Source organism: Crossiella sp. CA198 (assembly GCF_052078295.1).
GTDB lineage: Bacteria > Actinomycetota > Actinomycetes > Mycobacteriales > Pseudonocardiaceae > Crossiella.
The window spans coordinates 1-23,932 of sequence record NZ_JBQJIM010000019.1; the positions used below are offsets into that span (position 1 = coordinate 1).

The 23,932-nt window shown below is 70.2% G+C and carries 20 protein-coding genes; 14 read left to right on the plus strand and 6 right to left on the minus strand.

The window, feature by feature from the left end; all coding sequences use genetic code 11:
* Nucleotides 1-129 precede the first annotated feature (129 nt).
* On the minus strand, nt 130-2,442 hold the full coding sequence (locus ACTOWY_RS29395; protein WP_441312854.1) for a hypothetical protein: 2,313 nt from the start codon (nt 2,440-2,442) through the stop codon (nt 130-132).
* A gap of 173 nt (nt 2,443-2,615) precedes the next feature.
* Between ACTOWY_RS29395 and ahcY the strand changes: the two genes are divergently transcribed.
* A complete protein-coding gene (gene ahcY, locus ACTOWY_RS29400) occupies nt 2,616-4,079 on the plus strand; it encodes an adenosylhomocysteinase (protein ID WP_441312855.1) in 1,464 nt (487 codons plus the stop codon).
* Nucleotides 4,080-4,143: 64 nt separating this feature from the next.
* Here the strand turns inward: ahcY and ACTOWY_RS29405 are convergent, their stop codons facing one another.
* Nucleotides 4,144-5,088, minus strand: coding sequence for a hypothetical protein (locus tag ACTOWY_RS29405; RefSeq protein WP_441312856.1), 945 nt, complete (start codon nt 5,086-5,088; stop codon nt 4,144-4,146).
* Nucleotides 5,089-5,420: 332 nt separating this feature from the next.
* Between ACTOWY_RS29405 and ACTOWY_RS29410 the strand changes: the two genes are divergently transcribed.
* The 3 genes from ACTOWY_RS29410 (at nt 5,421) to ACTOWY_RS29420 (ending at nt 7,517) form a co-directional block, all read left to right on the plus strand.
* Nucleotides 5,421-6,014 carry a papain-like cysteine protease family protein gene (locus ACTOWY_RS29410; protein WP_441313046.1) on the plus strand — a complete coding sequence of 198 codons (594 nt, stop codon included), beginning with the start codon at nt 5,421-5,423 and terminating at the stop codon, nt 6,012-6,014.
* A 5-nt stretch (nt 6,015-6,019) separates the two neighbouring features.
* Entirely contained in the window at nt 6,020-6,793 is a 774-nt protein-coding gene (locus ACTOWY_RS29415) for a hypothetical protein (RefSeq protein ID WP_441313047.1), read from the plus strand.
* 85 nt (nt 6,794-6,878) lie between these two features.
* Nucleotides 6,879-7,517 (plus strand): dTMP kinase, encoded by a 639-nt coding sequence (locus ACTOWY_RS29420; protein ID WP_441312857.1) that lies wholly within the window; start codon nt 6,879-6,881, stop codon nt 7,515-7,517.
* Nucleotides 7,518-7,758: 241 nt separating this feature from the next.
* On the opposite strand, the gene ACTOWY_RS29425 is transcribed toward ACTOWY_RS29420, so the two are convergent.
* Nucleotides 7,759-8,247 carry a VOC family protein gene (locus ACTOWY_RS29425; RefSeq protein ID WP_441312858.1) on the minus strand — a complete coding sequence of 163 codons (489 nt, stop codon included), beginning with the start codon at nt 8,245-8,247 and terminating at the stop codon, nt 7,759-7,761.
* A gap of 312 nt (nt 8,248-8,559) precedes the next feature.
* On the opposite strand from ACTOWY_RS29425, the gene mtrA reads away from it, so the two are divergent.
* The 6 genes from mtrA to secA all read left to right on the plus strand — a co-directional run bounded on the left by mtrA (nt 8,560) and on the right by secA (nt 17,819).
* The gene (gene mtrA / locus ACTOWY_RS29430; protein WP_221489828.1) at nt 8,560-9,237 is read left to right on the plus strand and encodes an MtrAB system response regulator MtrA; all 678 of its coding nucleotides are present in this window, start codon (nt 8,560-8,562) and stop codon (nt 9,235-9,237) included.
* Between the two features lie 34 nt (nt 9,238-9,271).
* The gene (gene mtrB, locus ACTOWY_RS29435) at nt 9,272-10,972 is read left to right on the plus strand and encodes an MtrAB system histidine kinase MtrB (RefSeq protein WP_441312859.1); all 1,701 of its coding nucleotides are present in this window, start codon (nt 9,272-9,274) and stop codon (nt 10,970-10,972) included.
* Nucleotides 10,969-12,696: an LpqB family beta-propeller domain-containing protein gene (locus ACTOWY_RS29440; protein ID WP_441312860.1), complete on the plus strand. Its 1,728-nt coding sequence runs from the start codon at nt 10,969-10,971 to the stop codon at nt 12,694-12,696. The genes mtrB and ACTOWY_RS29440 overlap by 4 nt, the downstream gene beginning before the upstream one ends.
* Nucleotides 12,697-12,803: 107 nt before the next feature.
* Entirely contained in the window at nt 12,804-13,625 is an 822-nt protein-coding gene (locus tag ACTOWY_RS29445) for a ComF family protein (protein WP_441312861.1), read from the plus strand.
* 299 nt (nt 13,626-13,924) lie between these two features.
* Complete coding sequence (hpf, locus tag ACTOWY_RS29450; protein WP_247764236.1) at nt 13,925-14,608, plus strand: ribosome hibernation-promoting factor, HPF/YfiA family; 684 nt, start codon at nt 13,925-13,927, stop codon at nt 14,606-14,608.
* Between the two features lie 400 nt (nt 14,609-15,008).
* Entirely contained in the window at nt 15,009-17,819 is a 2,811-nt protein-coding gene (gene secA, locus ACTOWY_RS29455) for a preprotein translocase subunit SecA (RefSeq protein WP_441312862.1), read from the plus strand.
* 71 nt (nt 17,820-17,890) lie between these two features.
* On the opposite strand, the gene ACTOWY_RS29460 is transcribed toward secA, so the two are convergent.
* Complete coding sequence (locus tag ACTOWY_RS29460) at nt 17,891-18,316, minus strand: Rv3235 family protein (RefSeq protein ID WP_441312863.1); 426 nt, start codon at nt 18,314-18,316, stop codon at nt 17,891-17,893.
* Nucleotides 18,317-18,388: 72 nt separating this feature from the next.
* Between ACTOWY_RS29460 and ACTOWY_RS29465 the strand changes: the two genes are divergently transcribed.
* Nucleotides 18,389-18,808 (plus strand): HAD-IA family hydrolase, encoded by a 420-nt coding sequence (locus ACTOWY_RS29465; protein ID WP_441312864.1) that lies wholly within the window; start codon nt 18,389-18,391, stop codon nt 18,806-18,808.
* Here ACTOWY_RS29465 and ACTOWY_RS29470 read toward each other — a convergent pair.
* Together ACTOWY_RS29470 and ACTOWY_RS29475 are read right to left on the minus strand one after the other, a co-directional pair.
* On the minus strand, nt 18,797-19,429 hold the full coding sequence (locus ACTOWY_RS29470; protein WP_441312865.1) for a hypothetical protein: 633 nt from the start codon (nt 19,427-19,429) through the stop codon (nt 18,797-18,799). The two genes, ACTOWY_RS29465 and ACTOWY_RS29470, sit on opposite strands and share 12 nt — an antisense overlap.
* Before the next feature lie 21 nt (nt 19,430-19,450).
* Entirely contained in the window at nt 19,451-20,209 is a 759-nt protein-coding gene (locus ACTOWY_RS29475) for a TrmH family RNA methyltransferase (protein ID WP_441312866.1), read from the minus strand.
* Between the two features lie 75 nt (nt 20,210-20,284).
* On the opposite strand from ACTOWY_RS29475, the gene ACTOWY_RS29480 reads away from it, so the two are divergent.
* From ACTOWY_RS29480 to pruA, 3 genes are all read left to right on the plus strand, one after another.
* On the plus strand, nt 20,285-21,697 hold the full coding sequence (locus tag ACTOWY_RS29480) for a WS/DGAT/MGAT family O-acyltransferase (protein ID WP_185001757.1): 1,413 nt from the start codon (nt 20,285-20,287) through the stop codon (nt 21,695-21,697).
* Complete coding sequence (locus ACTOWY_RS29485; protein WP_441312867.1) at nt 21,694-22,197, plus strand: DUF6912 family protein; 504 nt, start codon at nt 21,694-21,696, stop codon at nt 22,195-22,197. Before ACTOWY_RS29480 ends, ACTOWY_RS29485 begins: the two co-directional genes overlap by 4 nt.
* Nucleotides 22,198-22,302: 105 nt before the next feature.
* Complete coding sequence (gene pruA / locus ACTOWY_RS29490; protein WP_441312868.1) at nt 22,303-23,931, plus strand: L-glutamate gamma-semialdehyde dehydrogenase; 1,629 nt, start codon at nt 22,303-22,305, stop codon at nt 23,929-23,931.
* Nucleotide 23,932: the final 1 nt, after the last annotated feature.

Below are 23,932 nucleotides of genomic sequence, written 5' to 3' on the forward strand. Positions count from 1 at the left end.
ACAGACTGGTTGTCCAACGGAGTTCCTGCCGACAGTGATCTTGGTCGATTTCTGTTCTAGCAGGGACTCCGTTGGCTGTTTCACCAGGCTTGACAACCAGCCCCAAACACTAACTACGCGGCATTGGGGTTAGGGCTTCTCCAGCCCGGCCGCGATGCTCACCGCCCGGTCCCACTCCGGATCCGGCTGATACTCCACATGCCCCAGCACCCCGGGCGCCCAGCGGCGCAACGGGAACGGCCCGCGCATCGGGTCCGGCAGCCAGTGGTCCCCGCCCAGCACCAGCGCGCCGTGCGGGCCTGCCTTGGCCGCGGGCAGCGGACCGGTGGAGCCGTCCGCGCGGAAGCCCACACCCAGCATCCGGCCGTCGTAGACCTGCCGCGCCCAGGTGGTCACCGCGCCGCCGAGCGGATCGGTGCCCCGGCACAGCGACCGCCACCGCCCGCCCAGCTCGCCGTGCAGCTTGGCCAGCGAGCTGTGCGGCACCACCGCCGGGAACGCCCTCGGGTACGCCCACTGCAACTGCGACCCCGCGGTGACCAGGCCGATCCGCTCCCGATCATGCGCCGAGCAGGTCTCCAGCAGCCGGGAGACCGCCACCGCGGCCAGTAAGCTGCCCTGGCTGTGCCCGACCAGCACCACCCGGTTGCCCGGCGCCTTCAGGTGCTCCTCGGCGCGGGCCACCAGCTCCGGCACCACCTTCATCGCGTAACACGGCGGCACGGTCGGATGCGCCTCCCTCGGCCAGAACGCGGCCAGATCCGCCAGCACACCCACCTGCTTGGCCCGTTCCGGATGCCGCGCGGCCAGCCACACCAGGTACAGCAGCCCGCCACCCAGCAGCGCCAGCGCCACCACGCCTGCCCCGGAGAGCGGGGCCAGCCCGGTCGGCAGCGGCGCGCCCAGCGCCTGCCCGGTCACCGAGGCCGCCGCGCCAACGCCGAGCAGCCCGGCGAAGCAGATCAGCACCTGGTGCGCGTGCTTGCGCTGCCATTCCGCCCGCCGCCAGGCCTTCGCCGCGCGTGCCTCGTCCTGCGGCCGGTCCTTGTGCAGCAGGGCCACCTCGGGCGGAGTGAAGGTGCCGCGCCGCTTGCGGATCCGCCCCAGCAGCACCAGCACCGGCGCGCACAGCAGCACCGCGGTCAGCGCCACCCCGGCCGCGGTGCCCCACACCAGGGTCACCCAGCGGTAGCCGGAGGGCAGCACCAGCCGCACCGGGGTGAGCACCTGCTCGAAGGTGATCGCGATCCCGGCGCCGAACCCGCCGCCGAGCAACCCGGCCAGTCCCAGCACCGGCGCGGCCATCCAGCCGCCTGCCCACGGCCGCAGCCCACGGGGCAGCTTCCGCCAGGTCGAGCGGGCCAGCAGCGCGGCCGGGATGAGCAGCAGCCCGAACAGCACACAGCACAGTCCGAGTCCGACCGCGATGCCCTGCACGGTGGCGTCGGAGGCGGCCAGCGGCCCGGACAGCTCCGGCGCGAACGCCGCCGACGCGCCCAGCAGCACCAGCGCGGCCAGCACCAGCATCCGCCGTGGCGCGGGCGCCAGCGCGGCCCGCAGCCAGCGCCCGGCCCGGTCCGGGTGGCTGCCGTTGGGGTCGTCCAGCAGCAGCACGCCCAGCGCGCACAGCCCCAGGATCAGCATGGTGGTGCCCCACAAGGCCGCCAGATCCGCCCGAAGGGGACCCAGCGGACCACCCAGCAGCAGCCAGGCCACGGTGGCCAGCGCGGCCGTGGTGTGCAGGCCGCGCAGTGCCGGGGTGTCCGGATCGGCGGCCACACCCGCGCCCGGCAGGCTCGACATCGCGTGCCCAGGCGGGTCCGCGGCCGGCTGCGGCACGGACAGCTCCCAGTCCACCCCGGAGACCCGGAACAGCACCCCGATCGCGAGCAGCACCGGCAGCAGCCCGGAGATCATCCGCAACGTCGGGGAGTCGCGCAGCCAGGTCGGCGTCAGCCCGCCCGCGCACTCCAGCCCTGGGGAGAGGCACTGCGCCGCGATCAGGTCCAGCGAGACCACCGCGAACTGCCCGATGAACAGCATGGTCAGCCCGAGCGCGGCCAGCCGCAGCAACGCCCGCAGCACCGTGCCCAGCCCCCTGGCCACCCGGGAACCCGGCGGCGCGGGCGGCAGCATCCAGTGCGCGACGTTGGCCAGGGTGAACGGGAACAGCAGCGCCCAGGTGGCCTTGGCCACACCGCCGGAGGTCATCGCGCCCCAGACGTAGCCCTCGATGACCCGGGAGATCGGCCGTCCGCCCAGTGACAGCGAGGGCCCGGCGACCGGCCGGTCCATCCGGTCCGCTGGCCGCACCACCCGGCCCAGTCCGTCCCCTGCCACGTCTACGGCGCTGGCAGAGCCGGTGACCGACTCCGGAGTCGCGCCCAGCACCCCCGGCACACGCAGCTCGACGACACGGGTGTCGGGACCGGGGAGAAGCACAGTTGACTCCGAACATGTGATCTTGTGGTGTCCCGGCTCACAGCGGAACCGGTGAAATCCAGCCGAGGGGTCATCTTCGGACATCGAGCTGTTGAATTACGTCATATGCCGTTCCCGGCGTGGCTGGTTGTAGGGTGGCCAGCGGATTCCCAAGACTTGGATGGAGCCGGTTCATGACCGCCGAAAGGCTGCAGACCCTCAATGGCATCGACTTTGCCGTTGCCGATCTTTCGCTGGCCGAGTTCGGTCGCAAGGAGATCCGACTGGCCGAGCACGAGATGCCGGGCCTGATGGCACTGCGTCGTGAGTACGCGGAGGTCTATCCGCTGCGCGGCGCGCGGGTCGCCGGCTCGCTGCACATGACCGTGCAGACCGCCGTGCTCATCGAGACCCTGGTGTCCCTTGGCGCGGACGTCCGCTGGGTCTCCTGCAACATCTTCTCCACCCAGGACCACGCCGCCGCCGCGGTCGTCGTCGGCCCCTACGGCACCGAGGAGGAGCCCAAGGGCGTCCCGGTGTTCGCGTGGAAGGGCGAGAGCCTGGAGGAGTACTGGTGGTGCACCCGCCAGCTCTTCGACTTCGCCGACGGCCAGGGCCCGAACATGATCCTGGACGACGGCGGCGACGCCACCATGCTGGTGCACAAGGGCACTGAGTTCGAGAAGGCCGGCGTCGTGCCGAACACCGAGGCGGACGACTCGGAGGAGCACCAGGTCTTCCTGGAGCTGCTGCGCCAGTCCCTCAAGGAGTCCGACACCCGCTGGACCAAGATCGGTGAAGAGATCCTCGGCGTCACCGAGGAGACCACCACCGGCGTGCTCCGCCTGTACCAGCTGGCCGAGGCCAAGCAGCTGCTGTTCCCGGCGATCAACGTCAACGACTCGGTCACCAAGTCGAAGTTCGACAACCGCTACGGCTGCCGGCACTCCCTGATCGACGGCCTCAACCGCGCCACCGATGTGCTCATCGGCGGCAAGGTCGCGCTCGTCGCGGGTTACGGCGACGTCGGCAAGGGCTGCGCCGAGTCCCTCCGCGGCCAGGGCGCCCGGGTGATCGTGGCCGAGATCGACCCGATCTGTGGTCTGCAGGCGGCGATGGACGGCTACCAGGTCGGCACCATCGACAAGCTGATCGACCAGGCGGACATCATCATCACCGCCACCGGCAACAAGGACGTGCTGCTCGTCGAGCACATGGCCAAGATGAAGCACCAGGCGATCGTGGCGAACATCGGCCACTTCGACAACGAGATCGACATGGCCGGGCTGCAGCGCTACCCGGGCATCCACCGCACCAACATCAAGCCGCAGGTCGACGAGTGGCGCTTCCCCTCCGGCCGCACCGTGATCGTGCTCTCCGAGGGCCGCCTGATGAACCTGGGCAACGCCACCGGGCACCCGAGCTTCGTCATGTCGAACTCCTTCTCCAACCAGGTGATCGCGCAGATCGAGCTGTTCACCAAGAACAAGGAGTACGACAAGGAGGTCTTCCGGCTGCCGAAGGCACTGGACGAGAAGGTCGCCAAGATCCACCTTGAGGCCCTCGGCGGCGAGCTGACCAAGCTCACCAAGGAGCAGGCCGAGTACATCAACGTGGACGTCGAGGGTCCGTACAAGCTGGACCACTACCGCTACTGATCCTGCCGGTCAGTTCGGACTTTTCGCGGCGGGCTCGTCCTTCGGGACGGGCCCGCCGCTGGTTTCAGCGCCAGTCCACCGCGATCCCGGCCAGTCCCGGCCCCGCGTCCGGGAAGTACGCGCTGACCAGGGCGTCGGCCGTGCACACCAGTTCCTCCGACTCCGCGGGCAACGCGTCCTCCCTGGCGAGCACCCGTCGCGTGCACCGGGCGGGCAGCGCCTTCCGGTTGAACCGCAGCTGCAGCAGGTAGGACGCGCAGTGCGTGCGCAGCATCCGGTGGTACCCCGGCGACTCCACCCCGGTCCCGTCCGTCACCGAGTACTCGAAGACGTGCGTCTCCCCCTCGGCCAGCCGCCGGTCGAACAGCAGCTCGATGGCCAGCGCCCCCGGCCCGCCTGCCCGCCAGCGGACCCGGCCCAGCCGGCAGCCCTCCTCGGCCCGGACCACCACCCGCGTCATGTCCGCGCCGTCATCTCCGTGATATACCGCCAGATACCGGTACGGACCCGGCTGCACCGCCTTGACCACCAGTTTCGACCGCACACTGCGCTGTACCCGGTCCGCGCCGAAGGTCACCACCTCCTGCACCATCCGGACCCGCATCGAGGTGTTGCACCGGTGCACCTCCGGCGCGGCGTCCAGTTCCTCCAGCAGGTCCGCGGTGATCTTGCCGACCTCCACCAGGTCGGCGAAGGAGGTCGCCTTCTCCCGGTCGAAGCCCGGTGGCCGGTGCTGCGGGCCGACCAGCACCACCAGGGAGTCCGACGGCAGCCGCAGCACCGTCTCCAGCGCGCGCACCGTGGGCAGTGAGGCGGGCATCTCAGGGTGGCGCATGCCGCGTTGCCAGTAGCTCAGGGTGGACTGGCCGGTGTTGATGCCCAGCCGGCCCAGATGCGCGGTGATGCGGGCCAGGGACAGGCCGCGGCAGCTGATGGCCTCGCGCAGGGCGCGGTGGAACGGGCCGTAGCGCAGTGCGTCCACCAGGCCGTCGGGAAGTTCGGACACCATGCCACTTACCTTCCAGCCGCGATTTTCACGGCCTGTGAACGGGGTGTGAACGTTCACGGTAACCACCCGGACGTGGTTGATCCAAGAGTAAACAAGGCTGGTCAGGCGGGCCGTTCACGCGTTCGCGGGACATCGCCCACCCCGGAACGGTCCTGCGTGACCAAGGACACCAACCAAGGTCGGTTGTCCCCCAACCGATTGCGCCCGACTCTTCCGCAACCACCGCCCGACCTGCCCACGCCACCCCCTGCGGCGTGCGGTCACCGGGCGGACCGGCGAGAGGAGAGACCACCGTGTCACGGAGGTCCGAACTACGCAGAGCTGTGGCCGGGATGGCCGCGGTTCTCGCCAGCTGGTTGCTCATCCCCGTTCCCGGAGCCTTCGCCGCCGAGGCACCGGCCATCGAACAGGTGGCGTCCACCCAGAGCATCGCGGCCCTGCCAGCGGCGTACCGGGTGAACATCACCATGCAGGCCCAGGAGAAGACCAACTGGTGCTGGGCCGCCGCGGGCAACACCATCGCCGCCTGGCACGGCCTCTCGGTCAGCCAGAACCACTTCTGCGCGCTGGCCAAGAACCGGGCCACCGGCTCGGCCTGCCCCAACGACCAGGCCCACCTCGGCGAGGTGCAGAACGCGCTGCGCAGGCTGAACTTCACCAACCCCGGCCAGTACCTGAGCAACACGCTCAGCTACGCCACCATCCAGCAGCAGACCGCGGCCAACCAGCCGGTGGAGACCCGGATCGGCTGGCAGTCCGGCGGTGGCCACATGCACGTGCTCTACGGCTACGACACCACCAAGAGCTGGGTGTACTGGGGCGACCCGTGGCAGACCAGCAATCGCTACAACTGGGCCACCTACAACTACTACCGCAGCAACTCGAGCTTCACCTGGACGCACACGCTGACCGGGATCAGGAGGTGAGCGCGATGCGCGGGATCACCAGGACACTCGTGACCGCGGCACTGGGCGCGGGCCTGCTGCTGGCCAACGGCTGGGGCGCCAGCGCGGCGCCTGCGGCCAACGAGCCCTCGGCACAGGATCTGGCCGCGGCGGCCCAGGTCGCGGACACCCCCTCGGTGCGGGCCACCCTGGGCAAGTTCTTCCAGGCCGACCCGAAGAACTCCTCCACCGGTGGTCTGTCCTCCACCGGTGGCGCGCCCGGCCTGGACGCGGAGATCGCGGTCGCGCCGCGGCCGGTGCCGGTCTACCAGCTCGCCAAGGACTTCGTGGCAGGCAAGAGCCAGGCGCCTGGCTCGCTCGCCTACGTCGCGGTGCCCGCCAACTGCGGCGCCTGCGGGGCGACCGCCACGCTGTGGACGGTGCGGGACGAACGCGGGAGCTGGCAGGTCGGCAACATCGCCTCCGGTGACCGGGAACGCCAGTTCGCCGACAAGCTGCCGCAGGGCGCGTACCTGTTGCAGGAACCGCAGATCGACGCCTGGTACGCCGTGCACGGCGACACCGTCCGCCGCCTCGACGGCGACGGCGCGAGTGTCTCCGTCGCGGACTACCAGCGTGCCGTCGCCGCCAAGTACGGCGACAAGCAGGCCGACTCGAACTACGCCCAGCGCGGCCAGGCCGGCGGTTACGGCTATGCCGCTCCCACCACCGAGGGCAGCTCCCTGCCGCTGGTCCTCGTGTTGCTGGGCTCCCTGCTGGTGATCGGGTTCGGCTCGGTGTTCCTGCGCCGCAAGGCGTAGCGGACACCAGGAGTCCCACGGGGCGGGCGTTGCCCGGAAGCCCCCGCCCCGCGGGACTCATCCCCGCGTCGGGTTAGATGACGGCGTGGGTCGACTGGTGGTCATCGAGGGTCTTGACGGCGCGGGCAAGCGCACGCTCGCCGACGCGCTCACCGCGGAGCTGACCAGGCTCGGCAAGACGGTGGCCCGGCGGGCCTTCCCCCGCTACGGCGAGGATGTGCACGCGGACCTGGTCCGGGACGCGCTGCAGGGCCGCCTTGGCGACACCGTGGACTCGGTCTACGCGATGGCCGTGCTCTACGCGCTGGACCGGCGCGGCGCCGCCGACTCGCTGCGCGCCGACCTGGCCGCGCACGACGTGGTCCTGCTGGACCGCTACATCGCCTCCAACGCCGCCTACTGCGCGGCCCGGCTGCACCAGGACGCGCACGGCGAGTTCGTCGGCTGGGCCTACGAGCTGGAGATCCGCCGCTTCGGCCTGCCAGTGCCCGACCTGCACCTGCTGTTGCAGGTCCCGGTCGAGGTGGCCGCGGCCCGCGCGGTGCACCGGGAGACGGTGGAGGCCGACCGGGCCCGCGACTCCTACGAGACCGACGCCGGCCTGCAGGCCCGCTGCGCCAAGGTCTACCAGCAGCTGGCCGCCGAGCACTGGCTGGCCGACTGGCACGTGGTCGACGGCGTCACCGAGGTCGATTTCACCCGCCTGGCCGCCCGCACGCTGTGACATTGGCGTGCTCCGCACGCTGGATTTTTCGCTCTTGAGTCGCCTCGTCGCGCATCCGCCGCACGCGAAGCAAGCTTCGGATGCGTCGGACGCACGACAAGGCAACGCGAAAAATCGGCACCCCGCCACTGGTGACAGGCTCGCCGTGTCGCTGCGCGCCACGCCTCTTTCGCAACGAGGGGCGGGCGGCTCGGTGGGTGCCTGGACACGTCCTCCCGCGAGCCGATGGCAGGGCTGTGGGCTACAGCGCGCCCACCAAATCTCCACCCCATCGGGTGATTTCCGCATCCAGGTCCAGTGGCAACGTCTTGGGGTTGGCCCGCATCTCCGGTGTCACCTTGGGCAACGGAACCAGCCAGGAAACCTCGAATTCCAGCCCGTCCGGGTCCTTGGCGTAGAGCGCCTTGGTGGTGATGTGGTCCGAGGCCCCCACCAGTGCGCCGGCCGTGCGCAATCGGTTGGCGTACTCGGCCAGCTCGCGCAGCGTGCCTACCGACCAGGCCAGGTGGTACAGCCCGACGCTGTCCCGGCCCGCGGTGGAGGGGCCGGCGTGGTCGCCGATCTGGAACAGGCCGAGATCGTGGTCGTTGTCGGATCCCGCGGCCTGCAGGAAGGCCGCGCCGGGGAACTGGTGCACCACCCGGAAACCGAGAATGTCCTGGTAGAAGGCCAGACTGCGGGTCACGTCGCGGACGTAGAGGACAGCGTGGTTGAGACGCCGGATGGCCATCGGGGTTCCCTCCACTGGTAGTTCAATGTTCAACTTACCGCTGGATAGGTTGACAAAGTTGACTCGATTGGTCGCAAATCGGTAACGCGGGGCAATGGGCGAGCGCTGTAGGCGGTGAACGGCAACGTTGCCGGGGCCGTCGGGCGGGAGGTCGTGATGGACAGGCACACGCGAATAACTCTGGGTAACCGCCCGATCGGGCAGCCGATGAGCCCGCTGGGGGCTCAATCGATAACGAACGGGTCTGCAAACGGCGGCAATGGTCAACGGGTGGTTCGCACCCGGGTAGCGGGCAGTGGAAACATGTGGCCAATGAAGGCGCGCGTACTCGTGGTGGATGACGACCCTGCGCTGGCGGAGATGTTGACCATCGTGCTCCGCGGGGAAGGCTTCGACACCGCCGTCGTCGGGGACGGGACGCGGGCATTGCCCGCACTCCGCGAGCTCAAACCGGACCTTGTCCTGCTGGACCTGATGCTGCCAGGAATGAACGGCATCGACGTCTGCAAGGCCATCAGGTCCGAATCAGGCATCCCCATCGTCATGCTCACAGCCAAGAGCGACACCGTGGACATCGTGCTCGGCCTGGAATCCGGGGCCGACGACTACGTGGTGAAGCCGTTCAAGCCGAAGGAGCTGGTCGCCCGCATCCGGGCCCGGCTCCGCCGCACCGAGGCCGAACCGGCCGAGGTGCTCGCTATCGGCGATCTGACCATCGACGTGCCAGGTCACGAGGTCACCAGGGAGGGGAAGGCGATCCAGCTGACCCCCCTGGAATTCGACCTCCTGGTCGCGCTGGCCCGCAAGCCACGCCAGGTGTTCACCCGCGAGGTGCTCCTGGAACAGGTGTGGGGCTATCGGCACGCGGCGGACACCCGGCTGGTGAACGTGCACGTCCAGCGACTGCGCTCGAAGGTGGAGAAGGACCCGGAACGTCCGGAGGTCGTGCTGACCGTCCGCGGCGTGGGGTACAAGGCCGGTCCGCCGTGAGGCGCGCCGCCGTGACTGTCCTGAGTGGACGGTCGTGACGGCCCTCCAACGTCGGTTCCCGACCCTGGTCCGCCGGTGCAAGCGGCTGGTGTACCAGGGTCGGCGACGCTGGCTGGCCTTCGCCGCGCTGTGGCGCCGATCGCTGCAGCTGCGGGTCGTGGTGAGCACCCTCGCGCTGTCCTCTGCCGTGGTCTTCGTGCTGGGCATCGTGCTGCAGACGCAGGTCACCGACCGGCTGATGAACGCCAAAGAGGCCGCGGCCATCGCGCAGGCCTTCCGCAGCGCCGACGTGGTGCAGCGGGAGCTGCTGGCCATCGACCCGGCCAGCACGGAGGCCATCTCGGCCAGGCTGGCCGGCGCGCTGGCCAAGCTGACCAGCCCGAACCTGGAACGCGACGTGGCCAACCCGGCCGCGGGCGCGTTCGAGCCGGTGCTGGTCGACGGCGCGGCCACCCCGGTCACCCCTGGCGCCCGCCCGGCCTTCGCCGGTCCCTACAACGACGTGCCCCTCCAGCTCCGCAACGACGTCCAGCAGGACAAGAAGGCCACCCAGATCGTCACGGTGACCAGGGACTCCGGCAAGGTCACCCTGCTCGTGGTCGGCCTGCCGGTGGCCAGTGCCGGTCGCGCGCTGCAGCTCTACCTGCTCTTCCCGCTCACCGCCGAGCAGCGCACCGTCGGGGTGGTGCAGTCCACCCTGGGCATCGGCGGCCTGGTGCTGCTGTTCCTGCTGGCCGGCATCACCAACCTGGTGACCAGACAGGTGGTCCGCCCGGTGCGGCACGCCGCCGAGGTCGCCGAGCGCTTCGCCGACGGCAAGCTGGACGAGCGGATGGACGTCGTCGGCGAGGACGACGTGGCCAGACTGGCCGACTCCTTCAACGAGATGGCCGCCAGCCTGCAACGCCAGATCCAGCAGCTGGAGGAGTTCGGCCAGCTCCAGCGCCGGTTCACCTCCGACGTCTCGCACGAGCTGCGCACCCCGCTGACCACGGTCCGGATGGCCGCCGACGTGCTGCACGCCTCCCGGGAGCAGTTCCCGCAGGGCCTGGCCCGCTCCACCGAGTTGCTGGTGGCCGAACTGGACCGGTTCGAGGCGCTGCTGGGCGACCTGCTGGAGATCAGCAGGCTGGACGCAGGCGTGGCCGACCTGTCCGTGGACGCCATGGACGTGCGCAGCATCGTGCAGCGCGCGGTCGACTCGGTCCGGGTGATCTCCGGCAAGGCAGGCGTCCCGGTCGAGCTGTACCTGCCGCCGACCGAGGTCACCGCCGAGGTGGACGCGCGCAGGCTGGAACGCATCCTGCGCAACCTGCTGGCCAACGCGATCGACCACGGCGAGGGCCGCCCGGTCCAGCTCCAGCTGGCCGCCGACCGGCACGCGGTGGCCTTCACCGTCCGGGACTTCGGCGTCGGGCTGCGGCCCGGCGAGGCCGAGCTGGTCTTCACCCGGTTCTGGCGGGCCGACCCCTCCCGGGACCGGCAGACCGGCGGAACCGGACTCGGACTCTCGATCAGCATCGAGGACGCGCACCTGCACGGTGGCAGACTGGACGCGTGGGGCGAGCTGGGGGAGGGCGCCTGCTTCCGGCTGACCCTGCCTCGCATCCAGGACGTCGAGCTGCACGGTGGCTCTCCGCTGCCGCTGCCCCCGCCGATCCCGAACGCGGGCCGCCCGCCGGCCGCGGTCGCGGTGACCGCGGGACCCGGAGGAGACGAGGACCAGCGCGAATGACCCGGCGAGTGCTGTTGGCGGCCTGCGCCATCGGCGGTGTGCTGCTGTTCACCGGCTGCGCCGCCATCCCGGAGTCCGGCAACCCCAAGCCGATCAACGCCACCACCGGCGACACCGCGCGCACCCCGGAACCGGCCGGTCCCAAGGGCGCGGACGACGCGGCCGCCCTGGTCCGCAACTTCATCGGCGCCTCGGCCAAGCCCGAGGGCAAGCGGGCCGAGGCCCGGCAGTACCTGGTGCCGCCGCTGAACAACTCCTGGGACGGCAACCGGGCGCTGACGGTGATCGAGGACAACTTCAGCACCCAGGTGCTGGCCGACGCGGGCAGCGGGGACAGCCAGCTGGTGACCGTGCGGGGCCGCCGGATCGGCCAGCTCGGCACCGACAGCGTGTTCACCGCCAACGCCGACTCGCTCGACCTCGAACTGACCGTGAAGGTGGCCAAGCAGAAGGACGGCCAGTGGCGGATCCAGGAGCCGCCCGCGGAGATCCTGGTCGCCCGCGAGGACCTGGACGCCAACTACAAGCAGGTCCGGCTGGCCTTCCTCGACCCCGGCGGGCCCGCGATCGTCCGGGACACCCGGTACATCCCGTTGCGCCCCAACAGTTCCATGCCGCAGCGCACGATGGAGCTGCTCATCCTCGGGCCGGCCGCCGCCCTGCGCAACGCGGTGCGCACCGCGCTGCCCGGCGGGGCGAACCTGGTCACCAACGTCACCGAGGACAACACCGGCGCGATGGAGGTCAACCTCTCCGGGCTCAACGAGCTGTCCAAGGAGGACCGGCAGCTGGTGGCCGCGCAGGTGGTGATCTCGCTGCAGGCGGTGTCCAACAGCCGGATCCGGCTCAAGACCGACGGCGTGCCGATGTTCCCGGAGAAGCACGAGTGGCGGCCGGGCGATGTGTCCCGGTACGAGAACACCTTCGCGCTCAGCCCCGAGGCCAAGGACCTGGCCGTGGTCAACGGCGTGCTCCGGTACCTGCCCGGCGGGGAGCCCTTCCCAGGGCAGGCGGGCGACGGCGCGCTGTCCGTGGTGACCGCGGCCCAGTCGATCAAGGGTGACCGGATCGCGGTGGTGTCCCGCTCGGGCAGCAAGGTGACGCTGCGGGTGGGCCCGCCGGGCAACCTGAAGCTGGTGAACCTGGCCGCGGACGAGCTGTCCCGGCCGACCTGGCGGCCGGACGGGGCCGAACTGTGGACGGTGGCCGATCACAGCATGGTCATGCAGGTGGTGGAGCAGGGCGGCGCCTGGAAGGCACTGCGGGTCAACGCGGAGGAGCTGGCCAAACTCGGCGAGCCCATCACCGACCTGCGGCTGTCCAGGGACGGCATCCGGATCGCGGCGGTGGTCGGCGGCAAGCTGATGGTCGGCTCGGTGGTCCGGGAGGGCGGCGAGGCGGCCAGCATCCGCTCGGTGCGCCAGCTCGCGGCCGGGGCGCTGGCCACCGTGATCGGGGTGGACTGGGCGCAGTCCGACCAGCTGGTGGTGGCCACCGCGGGCTCCTCCGGCCAGGTCGTCCGGGTGCAGGCGGACGGGCAGAGCTGGCAGCGGTTCCAGTCCACCAACCTCTCGCCCGAGTTCACCGCGATCACCGCGGCCCCCGGCCGGGCCATCCTGGTCGCGGACCGGCGCGGGCTCTGGACCACCCAGGGCCCGGAGGAGCTGTGGAACCAGGTCTCCCCGACGCTGCCCTCGGGCGTGGTTCCGTTCTATCCCGGCTGACCTGGCTTTTGTGGACAACCCGGGGTGCTGTCCGGAGATCTGTGCACAACTCGGGGCCTGTGGATGGCCGGCTGGGGTGAGCCGCCGATCCGCGGCAGGCTGAACGGGTGCTGACCGCCCTGCTCGACCTCCTGCTCCCACGGCTGTGCGCCGGCTGCTCCCGGGCAGGCACGCCCTGGTGCGTGCCGTGCCGCGCCCGCTTCGACTCTCTCTACCGGGTCCGGCTCGGTTTGCCCAGGCTGCCGCCGGTGCACGTGCTGACGGAATATTCCGGGGCGGCGCGGGCAACCGTGCTGGCCTACAAGGAACGCCGCCGCCGTGATCTGGCCGCCGGACTCGGCCGGGCGCTGGCCGCCGCGATCCCCCGGCTACCCCGCGGCAGTCCGGATCCGGCGGGGCGCTGGTGGCTGGTGCCCGCACCCTCCCGGCGCCCGGCGGCCCGTGCCAGGGGTGGCTCGCACACGCTCAGGCTCACCGCGAGCATTGCCACGCACCTCGAACGAGCGAGCAGCATCCCCATCCTGGGGCTCGACAGAACGGCCACAGACTCTGTTGGGCTCGGCCCCGGCGAGAGGTTGGCCAACCTGGGGGGCCGGGTACACCTGAGCGGGCGATGGCGGCTGCCGCCGGGCACGCCGGTGCTGCTGGTTGACGACGTTGTCACCACCGGCGCCACCGCGGCCGTCTGCAGCTCGGTGCTGCGCGCCGCGGGGCTGCGGGTGATCGGGATGCTGGCCCTGACCGGACCGGCCGGACGGCTTGAACCAGAGCTGGACACCAAGAAAACCCTGAGAAAAACCCGCAGGTCGGCGGGTCGGGGAACGTCTGGACGGCGTGGGCCGTTCGCCGAGTATGAGCCCGCGCAAACCCCCGTTCGGAGTATCGGGACTTCAGACAACGGTCTGCAATCCCATCCCCCGATCGAGTGATGGTGAGGAGGGTTTGACGATCACTTGGGTGATCTTCGAGGAGAGCCGCAGGCCAGCTCTGGCCCCTGTTCGGTCGCGCACAGTCACGGCGTGCGGGGGATTGACGTCCTCCGTACAGGGGGCTGTTGCCTTCGGAGAAGCCGGGCTAACGTGCTCCGCTATCAGCGACTCCGGGCTTTGGGGAGGAGGCGAACAGCCCATGGACCTGGCGCCGGCAGGGAGCTGACTACCTCCGTCAGTTATCGGCGCCGCAATGACCACTTTTCTGGCAACACCGCGCGACGCAAGGGAGGTCGTGTATGGACATCGTCGTCAAGGGCCGTAACGTCGAGGTGCCTGATCACTACCGGGAGCACGTCACCGACAAGCTCTCCCGACTTGGACGTTACGACAGGAAAGTCATCAGCTTCGACGTCGAACTCTTCCACGAACCCAACCGCAGGCAGATGAAGAACTGCCAGCGAGTGGAGATTACCGGAAAGGGTCGAGGCCCCGTCATCCGGGCCGAAGCATGCGCAGGCGACTTCTACGCCGCCCTCGACGCGGCCGTCAGCAAGCTGGAGGGCCGACTCCGCAAGGCGCATGACCGACGCCGTGTGCACCACGGCCGGCATGCCCCGAAGTCCGTTGCCGAGGCGACCGCGGCCACCGCCGCCAACCTCGTGCACGAGATCGACCACTCCGCCGGAAACGGCCAGCCGCAGCGGTCTCGGACCGCGCTGCTCGAAGCCACCGACCTCCCCTCCGGTGACGCCCAGGTGCCTGAACAGCGCTGGGACAGCGACCAGTACGAGGACTACCTGCCTGGCCGAGTGGTCAGGGAGAAGGAGCACCCGGCCAAGCCCATGACTGTTGACCAGGCCCTCTATGAGATGGAACTGGTCGGACACGACTTCTACCTGTTCGCCTGCGCCGACAGCGGACGACCCAGCGTCGTCTACCGCCGTCGCGGCTTCGACTACGGCGTCATCCGCCTCGCCTGACCTCCCTCCCCAGGTCCTGTCCACCGGGTCACGCCAGCGATAGCCGCGCCATATCGGCCGCTGGCGGCACGGCCGGAACACCCGAATACGCCCGGTATGAGGGCGTCCCGGCCGCACCACCAGCGACCGATCCGATCACGACTCTCGCCAACGCGACCCGGAGGACACGACCTACCCCTAGCCATCCGATGGCCCCCGTTCGGCTGAATGCCGCACGGGGGCCGTCCGCTGTCCACCCCCGGGCGGAGGTTGTCGAACACCGTATTGCCGCACTCTGGGCAGGCTGCCGGGTTTCTGGTTTTCTGGAGTTCATGGCAGCCGGTGTTGGCTGGTTGCCTACGATGACGTCAAGGCGTCCTGTCCAGGGGCGCATCCGATCAGCTAGTGAGGTCGACCTCGGATGGTCCTGTCCCGACTGCTCCGCGCCGGAGAAGGCAAGACGCTCAAGCGACTCCGCTCGATCGCGACGCACATCGACTCCCTTGAGGACGATGTGGTCGAGTTGTCCGACGCTGAGCTGCGCGGGAAAACCGAGGAGTTCAAGAAGCGGTACACCGACGGCGAGACACTGGACCAGCTGCTCCCGGAGGCCTTCGCGGTCGCCAGGGAAGCAGCGAAGCGGGTGCTCGGCCAGCGGCACTACACCGTCCAGCTCATGGGCGGCGCCGCGCTGCACCTCGGCCAGATCTCGGAGATGAAGACCGGTGAGGGCAAGACCCTGACCTGTGTGCCGCCCGCCTACCTCAACGCGCTCTCCGGTGACGGCGTGCACGTGGTCACGGTCAACGACTACCTGGCCAAGCGCGACGCGGAGTGGATGGGCCGGGTGCACCGCTTCCTGGGCCTGGAGGTCGGGGCGATCCTGTCCTCGATGACCCCGGACCAGCGCCGCACCGCCTACCACGCGGACATCACCTACGGCACGAACAACGAGTTCGGCTTCGACTACCTGCGCGACAACATGGCCTGGAGCCTGGACGAGTGTGTCCAGCGCGGCCACAACTACGCCATCGTCGACGAGGTGGACTCGATCCTGGTCGACGAGGCCAGGACGCCGCTGATCATCTCGGGTCCGGCCGACCAGTCCTCGCGCTGGTACCAGGAGTTCGCCCGGATCATCCCGCTGATGAAGAAGGACACCCACTACGAGGTCGACGAGCGCAAGCGCACCGTCGGCGTCTCGGAGGAGGGCGTCACCTTCGTCGAGGACCAGCTCGGCATCGAGAACCTGTACGAGGCGGCCAACACCCCGCTGGTGGGCTACCTCAACAACGCGATCAAGGCCAAGGAGCTGTTCCTCCGGGACAAGGACTACATCGTCCGCGACGGCGAGGTGCTCATCGTCGATGAGTTCACCGGCCGCGTGCTAGCGGGCCGTCGCTACAACGAGGGCATGCACCAGGCCATCGAGGCCAAGGAGAAGGTGGAGATCAAGGCCGAGAACCAGACCCTGGCCACGATCACCCTGCAGAACTACTTCCGGCTCTACGACAAGCTCTCCGGCATGACCGGCACCGCGCAGACCGAAGCGGCCGAGCTGCACCAGATCTACAAGCTCGGCGTGGTGCCCATCCCGACCAACCGGCCGATGCAGCGCAAGGACCAGGGCGACCTGATCTACAAGACCGAGCCCGCCAAGTTCGAGGCGGTCGCCGAGGACATCGCCGAGCGGCACGAGAACGGCCAGCCGGTGCTGGTCGGCACCACCAGCGTGGAGCGCTCGGAGTACCTGTCCAAGCTGCTGGTGAAGAAGGGCATCCCGCACGAGGTGCTCAACGCCAAGCACCACGAGCGGGAAGCGGCGATCATCGCGCTGGCCGGTCACAAGGGCGCGGTCACGGTGGCCACCAACATGGCGGGCCGGGGCACCGACATCATGCTCGGCGGCAACCCCGAGTTCATGGCCGACATGGAGCTGCGCGCCCGCGGCCTGGACCCGGTGACCACCGCCGAGGAGTACGACAAGCTCTACCCGAAGGCCGTCGAGGAGGCCAAGGCCGCGGTCAAGGCCGAGGCCGAGGAGGTCATCGACGCCGGTGGCCTGTACGTGCTGGGCACCGAGCGGCACGAGTCCCGCCGGATCGACAACCAGCTGCGTGGCCGCTCCGGCCGGCAGGGCGACCCCGGCGAGTCCCGGTTCTACCTCTCCCTCGGCGATGAGCTGATGCGGCGGTTCAACGCCAGCATGGTCGAGATGGTGATGACCCGGCTGAAGGTGCCGGAGGACGTGCCGATCGAGGCCAAGATGGTCAGCAAGGCCATCCAGAGCGCGCAGACCCAGGTCGAGCAGCAGAACTTCGAGATCCGCAAGAACGTCCTCAAGTACGACGAGGTCATGAACAAGCAGCGCACGGTGATCTACGCCGAGCGCCGCCGGGTGCTGGAGGGCGAGGACCTCCAGGAGCAGATCTCGAACATGATCACCGACACGGCCACCGCCTACGTCGAGGGCGCCACCGCGGGCGGCTACTCCGAGGACTGGGACCTTGAGCAGCTCTGGACCGCGCTGCGCACCCTGTACCCGATCACGCTGGACTGGAAGAAGATCCTGGAAGAGGAGGAGGACGTCGACAAGGAGAAGCTGACCCAGCTTGTCGTCGACGACATCGTCCAGGCCTACCGGGACCGCGAGGCCGAGATCGACAGCCGGGTCGGCGAGGGCGCCATGCGCGAGCTGGAACGCCGGGTGCTGCTCTCCGTGCTGGACCGCAAGTGGCGCGAGCACCTCTACGAGATGGACTACCTCAAGGAGGGCATCGGCCTGCGCGCGATGGCCCAGCGCGACCCGCTGATCGAGTACCAGCGCGAGGGCTTCGACATGTTCAACGCCATGCTGGAGGCGTTGAAGGAGGAGTCGGTCGGCTTCCTGTTCAACCTGCAGGTCGAGGCGGTGGAGCCGGAGGACGCGCCCGAGCCCGAGCCGGAGCCGGAGATCGACAACGGTCCACCAACCACCATCCTGCCGATCATCCAGCCCATGGAGGCCCCCGCGGGCCCGGCCATGAGCCAGCTGGACGCCGGCACCCAGATCCCGCCCGCCCTGCGAGGCAAGGGTCTCGGCGGTCCGGGCCAGCAGCACCTGACCTACTCGGGTCCGACCGAGGACGGTGGCGTGGAGTCCCACGGCGACGCCGAGGACGACGAGGCCGGCGGCACCCGCCGCGAACGCCGCGCCGCCGCCCGCGCCGCCAACAAGAAGCGCCGCCGCTGATCCAGGGCGCCTGAACGCGGCGCTCGGTCCACCATGGACCGGGCGCCGCGTTCGTCATACCGGGGCCCGGCTCACAGCAACGCCAGGGCCGTGGCCACCCAGTCCTCGTCCCGGCACTCCAGCCGCCCCGCGATCGCCCGCACCCGGCCGCCGCGGGTGGCCGTGCCGTTGGCCTCGATGACCCGCCACTTCGGCGAGTGCACGTGCACCGTGCGCAGCCGGTAACTCACCGGCCCGCCCGGCCGCCGGGCCAGGAACGACTCGAACACCCGCCGGCTGACCAGCGGGCGCAACTGCCACAGCGGCCGGTGCCCGCCCAGCACCTCCAGCGCGACCACGAACAACCGCCAGACCATCTCCCGCCGCGGATCCGGGGGCGGAGCCGACGTCTTGCGCCACAGGTCCAGGGTGAGCTGGGCCGGGTCGTGGGCGCGTGGGATCGGGATGATCATGCTCAGCTTGTGCAGGCGGGGGCGGGGCAGTTCCTCACAGCGCATGCCGAACAGAGCCGCGAGCGACCTCGCTGATACCCCGGGCACCCGATGAGGTGATCGACCTAAGCTGGTGCCGTGGACCTTGTCGCACTGCTGGTCGACTACGGCGGCGTGCTCACCGACTGGGGCGATGACCCCGCCGCGGCCGAGCCGCCGTTGCTCGGGGTGCTCCGCCGGGCCAGGGCCGCCGGACTGCGCACCGCGCTGCTGTCCAACGCCGAGGGGCCGGGGCCGGATCCGGACAGTCCGTTCGGCGCGCTGTTCGACACCATGGTGCTCTCCGGCGAGGTGGGCATCGCCAAACCCGACGAGCGGGTCTACCTGCTGACCGCGGACCGGCTGGGGCTGGCACCCGGCCAGTGCGTGTTCGTCGACGATCTGCCGGGCAACGTCCGGGCGGCCGCGGCCACCGGGATGGTCGGCGTGCACCACACCAGCGTGGCCCGCACGGTCGAGGAGCTGGAGACGCTGTTCGAGCGCAAGCTAGGCGGGTAGCCGGGCCAGGGCCGCTTTGGCCGCGTCCACCAGCTTCTGGTCGTCCGCGATCACCGTCTTCAGCCTGATCTCCACCAGGTACTTCTGGGTGGCCACGTAGATCGTGCCGCCGTCGACGATCTGCGCGGCCGGGTGGTAGACGGCGGACAGGCCCACGCCCTCCAGCTTGCGGCTGATCAGCACGTTCTGGTTGATCCGGGTGATCAGGTCCGGGGTGCTGGGGCCGGCCGAGCCGTAGATGTTGATCCAGCCGCTGTACCGGTCGCCGTCGGCGGCGTCGTAGTAGCAGCTGCGCGCCGGGCCCTGGCCCTCCAGCTCGATCAGGGCGTTGCGGCCGGTCCGGGTCGGCTTGTCGATCATGGCGGTGAATTCCTCGGCGCTGAGCAGGCACTCATCCGCCACCACCCCGGTCACCAGCGGGACCGAACTCAGCGTCTGCGGGGAGACCGAACCCGGCGGCGCGGTGTCCGGCGGCACGGTGCCGGTGCTCCTGGTGGAGCCCAGCGCCATGTTGTCCGGCAGCTCGGCAGTGCCAGGGATGACGTTCATGCATCCCGCGAGGACCACACCGGCCACCGCCAGCGGTACCAGGGCGGTCAGCAGTTCACGGCTCGCACGCACGCCTCCCACGGTAGGCGAGGTTCAGTGAGATCCCCGTCTGACCAGCTCGAAACACAGCACCGCCGCCGCGGTGGCCACGTTGAGCGATTCCACCCCGCCCGCCATCGGGATCGACACCCAGCCGTGCACCTGCTTGGCGACCTCCGGGGACAGGCCGGCGGTCTCCCCGCCCATGACGAAGGCGACCCGGCGCGGGAAGTTCGCGGTGAACAGGGTGTCCCTGGCCCCGGCGTCCATGCCGAAGAGCCGGTACCCGGCCGAGCGCAGGTCACCGGCTGCCTCGCCCGCGGTGACCGCCTTGAGGATCGGCGCGTGGAAGGCCACTCCGGCCGATGCCTTGACCACCAGCGGGTCAATGCTGGCCACGCCCCGGCGCGGTACCACAATGCCGCCGATGCCTGCCGCGGTCGCCGCGCGCAGGATCATGCCCACGTTCGCCGGGGTGGTGATCCCGTCCAGCAGCAGCACCGAGTCGGGCAGCCTGCCGGTGCTCAGCGCCGAGGTCAGCGTGCGCATCCGGGTGGCCACCACATCGGCCAGCACGCCCTGGTCCTGCTTGCCGTTGCCCGCCAGCACCTTGACCCGCTGCCCGCTGGCCCGCTGCACCGGCACCCCGCGCCGGGCCGCGGCGTTGAGGATCTCCTGGGCGGCCGGGCCGCGGGCGTTGTCGGCGAGCATGACCTTGTCGACCTCGAGCCGGTCGTCGGCCAGGGCCTCCAGCACCGGCTTGCGGCCGTAGACGGTGACGAACCGATCTTTCGGGGACACAGCTTCCTGCACGAAGGCACAGGTTACGCGTTCAGCAGATCCGATCACCGGTCCGCACCCGCCCGTTGGTGTGCCAGGATCGCTGACATGCCGGACCGGTTGTCTGCCCTGGACGCGTCCTTCCTCTACCTGGAGGACTCGACGACGCCCATGCACGTCGGTGGTGTCGCGGTCTTCCGCCGCCCCCGTTCGGGCTTCGACTACGACCGGCTGGTCGGTCTGATCGAGCAGCGGCTCGGCCTGGTGCCGCGGTACCGGCAGCGGGTCACCCAGGTGCCGGGCAGGCTGGCCCGTCCGGTGTGGACCGACGACCCGGAATTCGACATCACCTACCACGTGCGCCGATCGGCCCTGCCCAAACCGGGCAGCGAGGCCCAGCTGCACGAGCTGGTCGCCCGGCTGATGTCCCGGCCGCTGGACCACACCCGCCCGCTGTGGGAGGTCTACCTGGTCGAGGGCCTGGCCAAGAACCGGGCCGCGGTGATCACCAAGACGCACCAGGCCATGGTCGACGGCGCGGCCGCGATCGACCTGACCCAGGTGATCCTGGACGTCTCGCCCTCGCCCCGGCAGGCGGGCGAGGAGCTGTGGATGCCGCAGCCCGAGCCGAGCACCGCCCAGCTGGTGCTGGACGCGATGGCCGAGATCGTGCAGCGCCCCGGCGAATTGGTGGAGAACATGCGGGCGGCCGCGCTGGACGCCGCGGCCACCGTGCGCAAGGTCACCGACGCGGTCGGCGGCCTGGCCTCCGCGGTCGGCACCGCCTACCGGCCCGCCCCTGGCAGCCCGCTCAACGCCCGGATCGGCACCCAGCGCCGGTACGCGGTGGCCCGCACCCAGCTGGAGGACTACCGCGCGGTCCGGCGCCGCCACGGCGGCACGGTCAACGACGTGATCCTCACCGTGCTCACCGGCGCGCTGCGCACCTGGCTGCTCTCCCGCGGCGAGGCGGTGACCTCCTCGACCACCATCCGGGCCATGGTCCCGCTCTCGGTCCGGGAGACCGAGGGCGGCGTCAACGGCGCGGGCAGCAGCGTGGGCGGCAACGCGGTCTCCTCGTACCTGGTGGACCTGCCGGTGGGCGAGCCGAACGCGGTGGTCCGGCTGCACCACGTCAGCCACGCCATGCGCGCGCACCAGGAATCCGGCCAGTCCGTGGCCGCCGACGCGATCGTCCGGCTGTCCGGGTTCGCCCCGCCCACCCTGCACGCGCTGGGCGCCCGCGCGGCCAGTTCCTTCTCCCGGCGGATCTTCAACCTGGTGGTCACCAACGTGCCGGGGCCGCAGTTACCGCTCTACGCCGCTGGAGCGAGGATGATGGAGATGTTCCCGGTCGTCCCGTTGGCGATGAACCAGGCACTGTCCATCGGGGTCACCTCCTACGACGGCGGTGTCTACTTCGGACTCAACGCCGACCGGGACGCCATGTCGGATGTGGACGTGCTCGCCAGCATGGTCGAGGAGTCCTTGGAGGAACTTGTGGGAGCGGTCTCGGCATGAGGGTCTATCTTCCGGCGACAGTGCCGATGTTGCGCAAGCTGGTCGACAGCGGCGAGTTCACCGCGATCGGCGGCACGGCCTTCGCGCTCACCCCGATGCTGCGGGAGTCCTACGCGGCCGGGGACACCGAGGAGCTGGAGTACGCGGCGATGACCGAGGCCTCCCGCGCCTCGCTGCGCCTGATCGCGGCCGAGTTGGAGAACGGGGACAAGCCGCCGCTGCGCCGCGCGGTGATCTCCGCCGACATCGAGGGCGTCACACTGCGGCCCGACCTGGACTACGCGGTGGTGAAGCTGCCCGGCGTGGTGCCGCTCTCGGCGGTGGCCGCGGTGCACGTGGACGGTCCGGACGCCGAGGACGCGGTCCGGGACGCCTCCGGGGTGGTGGACGCGGCCGATCTGGGTGATCCGGACGCCGAGTTCCTGCTCGGCGAGGCCGAGGACCACGAGTTGCAGTGGTACGCCACCCAGGAGCTGCCGTTCCTGCTGGAGCTGATGTAGCCGGGCGGCCAATCTCACTGCGCGCTGGTCGGCTACCTGCCGGTACGGATGCGAGGATGGGCCGTACCGACCCGTCCCATGTCTCGCGCAAGGAGGCGCCTCACCATGGACGCCATCACGTCCGTCCCGGCCCCGGTCAACGAGCCCGTGCGCGGCTACGCGCCCGGCTCTCCCGAGCGGGCCTCGCTCCAGCGGCGGATCGCCGAGCTGGAGGCCGAGCAGCTTGAGCTGACCATGACCATCGGCGGTCAGCAGCGGATGGCCGGTGGCGACCGGATCAACGTGGTCCAGCCGCACGACCACCAGCACGTGCTGGGCGTGACCGGCCAGGCCACCAACGACGATGTCGCGCAGGCTGTCGCCGCGGCCAAGGACGCCGCCCCGGCCTGGCGGGACCTGCCCTTCGACGAGCGGGCCGCGGTGCTGCTGCGGGCCGCCGACCTGCTGGCCGGACCGTGGCGGGACACGATCAACGCGGCCACCATGCTGGGCCAGTCCAAGTCGGCCCAGCAGGCCGAGATCGACGCCGCCTGCGAGTTCATCGACTTCCTGCGCTTCAACGTGCAGTTCGGCCGCCAGCTCATCGCCGAGCAGCCGATCTCCGCGCCGGGCATGTGGAACCGGTTCGACCACCGGCCGCTGGACGGCTTCACGGTGGCCATCACCCCGTTCAACTTCACCGCCATCGCGGGCAACCTGCCGCTGTCCCCGGCGCTGATGGGCAACACCGTGGTGTGGAAGCCCTCGCCGACCCAGCAGCTGGCCGCGCACCACACCATGCGGCTGCTGGAGGCCGCGGGCCTGCCCGCCGGCGTGATCAACCTGGTCACCGGCGACGGGCACGCGGTGAGCGAGGTCGCGCTGACCGACCCCGAGCTGGCCGGGCTGCACTTCACCGGCTCCACCGCGACCTTCAAGGCGCTGTGGAAGAACATCGCGGGCAACCTGGACAACTACCGCAGCTACCCGCGCCTGGTCGGTGAGACCGGCGGCAAGGACTTCATCGTCGCGCACCCCTCGGCCGACCCGGCCGCGGTGGCCGTGGGCGTGGTCCGCGGCGCGTTCGAGTACCAGGGTCAGAAGTGCTCGGCGGCCAGCCGCGCCTACCTGCCGCGTTCGCTGTGGGACAACGGCCTGCGCGAGCAGATCGCCGACCTGACCAAGCAGATCAGCTACGGCGACGTCACCGACTTCGGCTTCTTCGGCGGCGCGGTGATCGACGCCCGCGCCTTCGCCAAGCACAAGGCCGCGCTGACCAAGGCCGCAGCTGACCCGAGCATCGAGGTCCTCGCCGGTGGCACCTGCGATGACTCGGTGGGCTACTTCGTGCAGCCGACCGTGCTGGTGGGCACCGATCCGCTCAACGAGGTGTTCACCACCGAGTACTTCGGGCCGATCATCGCGGTGCACGTCTACGAGGACGCCGACTACGCCAAGGTGCTCGAACTCGCCGACAACAGCACCCCGTACGCGCTCACCGGCGCGATCTTCGCCACCGACCGGGTCGCGATCGAGCAGGCGCACCAGGCGCTGCGCTTCAGCGCTGGCAACTTCTACGTCAACGACAAGCCGACCGGCGCGGTCGTCGGTCAGCAGCCCTTCGGCGGCAGCCGCGGCTCTGGCACCAACGACAAGGCCGGTTCGGTGCTGAACCTGCTGCGCTGGACCAGCCCGCGCTCCATCAAGGAGACCTTCGTGCCGCCGACCTCGACCGGCTACCCGCACATGGGCTGAG

Excerpts from the sequence above, each read along its gene's own strand:
- ACTOWY_RS29460 (WP_441312863.1), bottom strand. The coding sequence starts at position 18,316 with ATGCGCTGTGAGGAACTGCCCCGCCCCCGCCTGCACAAGCTGAGCATG.
- ACTOWY_RS29440 (WP_441312860.1), top strand. The coding sequence starts at position 10,969 with ATGACCCGGCGAGTGCTGTTGGCGGCCTGCGCCATCGGCGGTGTGCTG.
- ACTOWY_RS29405 (WP_441312856.1), bottom strand. The coding sequence starts at position 5,088 with ATGGTGTCCGAACTTCCCGACGGCCTGGTGGACGCACTGCGCTACGGC.
- ACTOWY_RS29415 (WP_441313047.1), top strand. The coding sequence starts at position 6,020 with ATGCGCGGGATCACCAGGACACTCGTGACCGCGGCACTGGGCGCGGGC.
- secA (WP_441312862.1), top strand. The coding sequence starts at position 15,009 with ATGGTCCTGTCCCGACTGCTCCGCGCCGGAGAAGGCAAGACGCTCAAG.
- ACTOWY_RS29410 (WP_441313046.1), top strand. The coding sequence starts at position 5,421 with ATGGCCGCGGTTCTCGCCAGCTGGTTGCTCATCCCCGTTCCCGGAGCC.
- hpf (WP_247764236.1), top strand. The coding sequence starts at position 13,925 with ATGGACATCGTCGTCAAGGGCCGTAACGTCGAGGTGCCTGATCACTAC.
- pruA (WP_441312868.1), top strand. The coding sequence starts at position 22,303 with ATGGACGCCATCACGTCCGTCCCGGCCCCGGTCAACGAGCCCGTGCGC.
- ACTOWY_RS29480 (WP_185001757.1), top strand. The coding sequence starts at position 20,285 with ATGCCGGACCGGTTGTCTGCCCTGGACGCGTCCTTCCTCTACCTGGAG.
- ACTOWY_RS29425 (WP_441312858.1), bottom strand. The coding sequence starts at position 8,247 with ATGGCCATCCGGCGTCTCAACCACGCTGTCCTCTACGTCCGCGACGTG.
- mtrA (WP_221489828.1), top strand. The coding sequence starts at position 8,560 with ATGAAGGCGCGCGTACTCGTGGTGGATGACGACCCTGCGCTGGCGGAG.
- ahcY (WP_441312855.1), top strand. The coding sequence starts at position 2,616 with ATGACCGCCGAAAGGCTGCAGACCCTCAATGGCATCGACTTTGCCGTT.
- ACTOWY_RS29485 (WP_441312867.1), top strand. The coding sequence starts at position 21,694 with ATGAGGGTCTATCTTCCGGCGACAGTGCCGATGTTGCGCAAGCTGGTC.